At 34.8% G+C, this 6,408-nt stretch carries 7 protein-coding genes; 5 read left to right on the top strand and 2 right to left on the bottom strand.

Features of this window, described 5'->3' with window-relative positions; translation table 11 throughout:
* Positions 1-740: 740 nt before the first annotated feature.
* Positions 741-1,628: a patatin-like phospholipase family protein gene (locus tag ACPYKA_RS17540; protein ID WP_479543499.1), complete on the top strand. Its 888-nt coding sequence runs from the start codon at positions 741-743 to the stop codon at positions 1,626-1,628.
* Between the two features lie 15 nt (positions 1,629-1,643).
* On the opposite strand, the gene ACPYKA_RS17535 is transcribed toward ACPYKA_RS17540, so the two are convergent.
* Entirely contained in the window at positions 1,644-2,024 is a 381-nt protein-coding gene (locus ACPYKA_RS17535; RefSeq protein WP_479543498.1) for an SA1362 family protein, read from the bottom strand.
* Between the two features lie 15 nt (positions 2,025-2,039).
* Positions 2,040-2,954: a DUF1385 domain-containing protein gene (locus ACPYKA_RS17530; RefSeq protein ID WP_479543500.1), complete on the bottom strand. Its 915-nt coding sequence runs from the start codon at positions 2,952-2,954 to the stop codon at positions 2,040-2,042.
* 171 nt (positions 2,955-3,125) lie between these two features.
* On the opposite strand from ACPYKA_RS17530, the gene ACPYKA_RS17525 reads away from it, so the two are divergent.
* From ACPYKA_RS17525 to spoIIIAA, 4 genes are all read left to right on the top strand, one after another.
* Positions 3,126-3,602, top strand: a complete 477-nt coding sequence (locus ACPYKA_RS17525) for a YqhR family membrane protein (RefSeq protein ID WP_479543497.1) — start codon at positions 3,126-3,128, stop codon at positions 3,600-3,602.
* 88 nt (positions 3,603-3,690) lie between these two features.
* Entirely contained in the window at positions 3,691-4,752 is a 1,062-nt protein-coding gene (locus ACPYKA_RS17520) for a M24 family metallopeptidase (protein WP_479543496.1), read from the top strand.
* Positions 4,753-4,800: 48 nt separating this feature from the next.
* Positions 4,801-5,361, top strand: coding sequence for an elongation factor P (gene efp / locus ACPYKA_RS17515; RefSeq protein ID WP_479543495.1), 561 nt, complete (start codon positions 4,801-4,803; stop codon positions 5,359-5,361).
* Between the two features lie 199 nt (positions 5,362-5,560).
* The coding region (spoIIIAA, locus tag ACPYKA_RS17510) for a stage III sporulation protein AA (protein ID WP_479543494.1) at positions 5,561-6,408 on the top strand (848 nt) is incomplete at its 3' end.

Raw genomic sequence — 6,408 nt, 5'->3', positions numbered from 1 at the left:
ATAAATAACGCTAGTTATAAATTGCGACAAAAGTGTTTTAATCATTAGAGAAAACCGAACTAGTACAAATTTTTCAATAAAAGTTTGTACTAGTTCGGTTTTTTGCTATTTTGACAATTTCAATCAACTGCGCAGTAAAGTTCAAATAGCAACAGTCCTACCGCTACGGAAATACACTGCGCTTTCCGCAGGCGGCTGATGAGCCTTCCTTGTGCTACGCACTGCGTTGTCTCACCTAGGCCTTTCCTCCTGCAGGAGTCTCCGTGTATTTCCTTCGCTGGGATGGTCTTGATAAAAGAACAATACAGCTTGATCCACTATTATGATGGTTGATTGAAGCGGAGGACAGTTGACTCCTGCGGGAACAGCACGTGTCCGAAGACCCCGCAGCGGTGTTCTTACGCGAGGCAGGTTAAGTATGCGACGTCCTGTCGCAACACCTGCACTTGTACGTCCTGTGCTTCGGAGGCTGAGGCCGTGCCCGCGGAAAGCAACTGTCCGCAGCGGAAATCAATGGTTTGTAACTAGTTTTACATTTTCACTACTCAACAATTTTCATCAAATGTGACAGTGAAAAGTCTTGAAATATAGTTGTATACAAATTTTTCAAGCAAACTGTTATTCAAAAATTAACTAAGGAATTTGTAAAACTTCCTCAAAATCAAGGCTTGTACAAATGTTCTAAATTAAATATTTATTCGTACATATTAAATAGACTATACTATACGAGGAGTTTTGTGATGAAAATTGACTGCGTATTTTCAGGAGGCGGGGTAAAGGCATATGCATTTATAGGTGCTCTAAAGAGTATGTATGAGAAAGGTATTACTATTGAAAGAGTTGCTGGTACATCAGCGGGTGCTATTTTGGCGGCCTTTGTTACTGCGGATATTAAGTGGGATGAAATGGAGAAATTGATCAATGAAATAAATTTAAAACAGTTTCTTGATGCTCCGTTATTGAGTGAAAAAATCCCTTTTACTAAATGGCTATTATTATATTTTCAACTTGGTTTATATAAAGGCGATGTCTTTGAGAAATGGTTATACAATGTTTTAGCAGATAAAGGAATAATTACTTTTCAAGATATAAGAGAAGGATATTTAAAAATAATTGTTAGTGATATCTCATTAGGTAAATTAATTGTCATTCCTGATGACCTTGAACGAGTTTATGGACTGGATAAACGTTCATTTAATGTGGCAACTGCGATAAGAATGAGTGCAAGCTTTCCTTATTTTTTTATGCCTAAGGAAATTAAAAGCAAGCAAAATAAACGGAGTTATATCGTTGATGGCGGGTTACTGAGTAATTTTCCATTATGGGTTTTTCGAAAAAATAATAAGGATGCTAGACCTGTATTAGGCATTACATTAAGTGATTCTTTAGAAGAAACGCAGCCAACGAATATTAATAATGCTTTAGATATGCTACAGGCTCTATTTCATGCGATGTTAAGGGCCCATGATACTAGGTATATTTCTAAATCGATGCAAGATAATATTGTTTTTATTCCCGTTAAAAATATTAAGACAACTGATTTTTCTATTAATGATGAACAGAAAGAATCTTTAATTCAACTTGGAAAAGAAAAGTCAGATCAATTTCTGAAATTTTGGCCAAAATAATAATGATCGAGCTGCTTAATTAGAAGCTCGATCATTATTATTTTTATTACTTGTTTTTTTTCCTTCAATAACTGTTAGATGTGGGACGTGTCTTTTTTTTCTACGTTGTCTTAAAGGAGAATCTGTTCGTGTTGTTTTCTTTATTTTTGGTTGTTGTTTTTTGTATTTTTGATTTGATTGTTTGGCAGCTTTTCTATATTTGCGCATTTCATCGTTACCACCAGGGTTTCGTCGATTAAGAATGGCCGTGATGATAAAGAAAATAGCAAATCCTATCGCAATGGTAATCAATATACTGACTAAAAAGCTTCCTGGGTTTTTAATTAAAGAAGTAACCAAGCCGACAACCGCTAATCCAATAATAAAATATATAAAAAGCGGAAATTTACGACTCAACGAAAATCCTCCTTTCTATTGAGGTTGTATCACCTCACTACTTTGATTTAAGTTCACCTCTACTACGTTTTCTACCTCATCATTTTGCAGAACTTTTTGAAAGGAACATAATGCAACTTCCACTTGATCATCGTCTGGCTCTTTCGTTGTTAACAGCTGTAACCATAAACCGGGATAACCCAACACTTTTAATACAGGTATATTTCTTACTTTGTTCGTAAGTTGCAATACTTCAAATGATAGTCCAATAACTAGAGGAATTAGTATTATTCGATTGACGATACGCCACCAAAGAGGATCAGTAGCGACAAACATATAAACAAATACTCCGACAATGACGGTAAAGAGAATAAAGCTTGAACCACATCGATAATGAAGCCTAGACTCTTTCTGAACATTTTCCACGGTTAACGGAACATTGTGTTCATATGCATTTATCACTTTATGTTCAGCACCATGATACTGAAAAACACGTTTTATGAGCGGCGTTAATGAAACAATATAAATGTAACCGAGTAATAACAGGAGTTTAAAAAACCCTTCTAATAATACTTGCCCTGTTTTCGTCGGAACTAATCCTGTAAAAAAGTTTGCAACGATCGCAGGTGTAACGGTAAAAATTAATTTACTAAAAATAAATGATAAAACACCTATAACTCCAATTCCAAGAATCATAACAAGTTTAGATGTTTCTTTTTCTTGTTTCATTTTTTCATCATCTTTTGGATCAACATCAAAGCGATCAGATGCGAAGTCAAGATGTTTTACACCATTAGCACTCGCTTGAACTAATGCGACAATTCCACGCAATAAAGGTATTTTTTTCAAATTCGTTGTTATATTAGATTCTACCCTTTTTACTTCAAAATATTCAATACTGTTATCTTTTCTTCTTATAGCAGAAACAAAACTCTTCTTACCGGCAAACATAACCCCTTCAACTAAGGCCTGCCCACCATAAGCTGTCTCTTTCTTTTTCAATGTATATCACCAGCCTCAATCTTATTTTACTAGAAAAAAACAATTATAACTAGCGTTCTTGCTTTAATTTCTCATTCTTTTCATAAAAATGGGTAATAATACGAATTGGAGGTTGATAAAATGGAAAAACAGTCAGCTAAAGTAAACCGGTTATTATTATTACGTACATTGCTTATCGGACTTTTTGGAGGCTTATTTAGTGGTTTATTTCTACTATTTTTACATTATTTTAATATGACTGAAGTAAGGCCCAAAATATTGTTACGTGTTTTATTTCAAAATGGGAATTGGATTGAGAAATGGTATGCTAATATCACGTTGCTTGTAATCATTAGCATCTTATCGATAGTGATAGCGCTTATCTATTATGTTTTACTTCGACAAAGAAAGAGTTGGATTACGGGTGCCTTGTTTGGAGTAGCGATATGGGTAGCAATTTATTTTGTAATGCCGATCATTATCAAAAATTATAATCCATTCCTTTACCTAAAATCTGAATCACATGTATCTATGTTTTGTTTATTTTTATTATATGGCGTTTTTACAGGTTATTCGATTTCTTTTGATTATGAAAATTTCAAACAAGAATATGAGTAATGAATTTTGGCCATTTCTTTTAGCAGGTTAAATTTTATGGTAAGATTATATCGATAGTCATCAATTTAATAAAGAGGTGAACATACATATGTCAAAATTAACAGATCTACGTAATAAATTATCCGAAAATGAAGTCGACGCAATCCTTGTTACAAATCCGTACAACAGAAGATATATAACAAACTTTACTGGAACAGCTGGTGTAGCACTTATAACAAAGTCGGAAGCTTTTTTTGTGACAGATTTTCGCTATGTTAATCAGGCTAAAGAACAAGTACCTGAATTTACGATTATAGAGCATCAAGGATTTATTGAAGACAAGTTAGCTGAACTTATAGGTAAGTCAGCAATAAAACGACTAGGTTTTGAAGCAGACCATGTTACATACGCAAACTATTCTTTATATGAAAAAAAATTTGCTGTTGAGTTAGTTGCAGTAAAAGAAATAATTGAATCTTTACGTATGATTAAAACAGCTGAAGAAATTGCTATATTAAAAGATGCCGCTAAAATTGCCGATGATGCGTTTCAGCACATATTAGCGTTTATTAAACCGGGTGTCAGGGAAATTGATGTAGCAAATGAATTAGAAATATTTATGCGAAAGCAAGGTGCAACATCCTCAAGCTTTGATATTATTGTCGCTTCAGGATACCGATCAGCCTTGCCGCATGGTGTGGCATCTGAGAAAGTGATTGAGAATGGTGAACTCGTTACGATGGATTACGGTGCGTTATACAAAGGTTATTGTTCGGATATAACAAGAACAGTAGCAGTCGGGAATATAAGCGATGAGTTGAAAGAAATATATGAAATAGTATTAGAGGCACAAGTCCGTGGGGTAAATGGGATAAAACCTACTATGACTGGGAAAGAAGCTGACGCTTTAACACGAGAATATATAGAAGAGCAAAGTTATGGCGAATATTTTGGACATTCGACCGGACACGGTATTGGTCTTGAAATACATGAAGGACCGGGACTTTCTCCTCGTTCTGATACTGTTTTGGAGAAAAATATGGTCGTCACAGTAGAACCGGGAATTTATATTCCTGAAGTTGGTGGGTGTCGGATTGAAGATGACATTGTTTTAACTGAAACGGGTAATGAGCGATTAACTTTTGCAAAGAAAGAGTTAATTCAACTATAAATCTACATAAATTTTACGGTATAATAATTTAAGGGAGGAAATAATCTAATGATATCGGTTAACGATTTTAAAACTGGTACTACAATCGAGTACGAAGGTAATATATGGCAAGTTATGGAGTTTCAACACGTGAAGCCAGGAAAAGGTGCGGCTTTTGTTCGATCTAAATTACGTAATTTAAGAAATGGTAATATTCAAGAAAAAACATTTCGAGCAGGAGAAAAAGTAAAACGAGCGCATATTGAACATAAGAAGATGCAATACTTATACGCTTCTGGGGATACGCATGCCTTTATGGATGTGAATACGTATGAACAAATTGAGTTACCAGCTACACAAATTGAGTATGAACTAGATTTTATTAAAGAAAATATGACAGTCGACATCATTATGTTTGAAGGGGAAGTTATTGGAATCAGCTTGCCAAATAACGTAGAACTTGAAGTAACAGAAACAGAGCCAGGACTAAAAGGAGACACGGTGAGTGGTGGTTCTAAGTCGGCAACATTAGAAACAGGTTTAGTTGTCCAAGTTCCTTTATTTATCAATCAGGGTGACATCCTTGTGATAAGCACATCCGACGGTAAATACGTCTCACGAAGTAATTAAATAATTTTATGAGTATGATAGGAAGAACAATTCTTTGATAGGGTTGTTCTTTTTATTTTACCCTTTTTTATGATAGAGACGATTTGTTTCCACTTATATTCTCCTTTGAAGCTACTTCTTCTCATTTTCTTCATGCATAAATAGAAATGCTAGGCATAAATTTAGAATATAATCCAATCAATATAAGGTAGTGAAAATCATGATGGAAATATTACGATTATTACCGGAAAATATGAAACAAGCTGTCATGCAGAAAATTGCTGCGAGGTGGTCGCAACTAGAAGAAATAAGATTACGTTTAAATAGACCTATTGAATTAAATTTTCACAAACAAATTGAATGGATCAATGAGATCATTTTCACTGAAAAGGATAGTATTTACGTGTTAAATCAATTGAGTGAGCATTCATTATACCGGTTGGAAGATGAACTACGTGAAGGATACATAACGGTAACCGGCGGGCATCGTGTTGGACTAGCTGGTGAAGTAACTACAGTGAATGGCAAGATCAAACAGTTACAACATATTACTTTTTTTAATATCAGGATCGCTAGAGAAATTAAACAGATTGCTGCACCATTTATTCCCTACATTGAAAATGATAATCGTTATTTTAATTCGTTAATTATCGGACCGCCACAGACAGGTAAAACTACTTTTATTAGAGATATAGCTAGATTAATAGGGGATAGAGAAAATAATTTTACTCCCAAAAAGGTTGGGATAATTGATGAACGATCGGAAATCGCAGCCTCCATTAACGGGGTACCTCAACATAATGTAGGACTCAGGACAGATGTCATGGATGCATGTCCCAAGGTGGCTGGGATGATGATGATGATCAGATCCATGTCACCCGATGTATTAGTGGTAGATGAAATCGGAAAAGAAGATGATGTTAATGCATTAATGGAAGCAGTTTTTGCAGGCGTTACAATCATTTGTACAGCACACGGTTCATCAGTGGAAGAATTAAAAAGAAGACCTTCAATGCGACCTTTATTTGCGAATCATGTTTTTGACCGCATGTTAATTTTACAAAAAGA

Source organism: Pseudogracilibacillus amylolyticus (SeqCode) (assembly GCF_051918545.1).
Classification (GTDB): Bacteria; Bacillota; Bacilli; order Bacillales; family Amphibacillaceae; genus Pseudogracilibacillus.
This window is presented reverse-complemented; position numbering and strand designations above follow the sequence as displayed.

What these genes read in the sequence shown, in the direction of transcription:
- ACPYKA_RS17540 (WP_479543499.1), top strand. Translation starts at nt 741, where the DNA reads ATGAAAATTGACTGCGTATTTTCAGGAGGCGGGGTAAAGGCATATGCA.
- ACPYKA_RS17525 (WP_479543497.1), top strand. Translation starts at nt 3,126, where the DNA reads ATGGAAAAACAGTCAGCTAAAGTAAACCGGTTATTATTATTACGTACA.
- ACPYKA_RS17520 (WP_479543496.1), top strand. Translation starts at nt 3,691, where the DNA reads ATGTCAAAATTAACAGATCTACGTAATAAATTATCCGAAAATGAAGTC.
- ACPYKA_RS17530 (WP_479543500.1), bottom strand. Translation starts at nt 2,954, where the DNA reads ATGTTTGCCGGTAAGAAGAGTTTTGTTTCTGCTATAAGAAGAAAAGAT.
- efp (WP_479543495.1), top strand. Translation starts at nt 4,801, where the DNA reads ATGATATCGGTTAACGATTTTAAAACTGGTACTACAATCGAGTACGAA.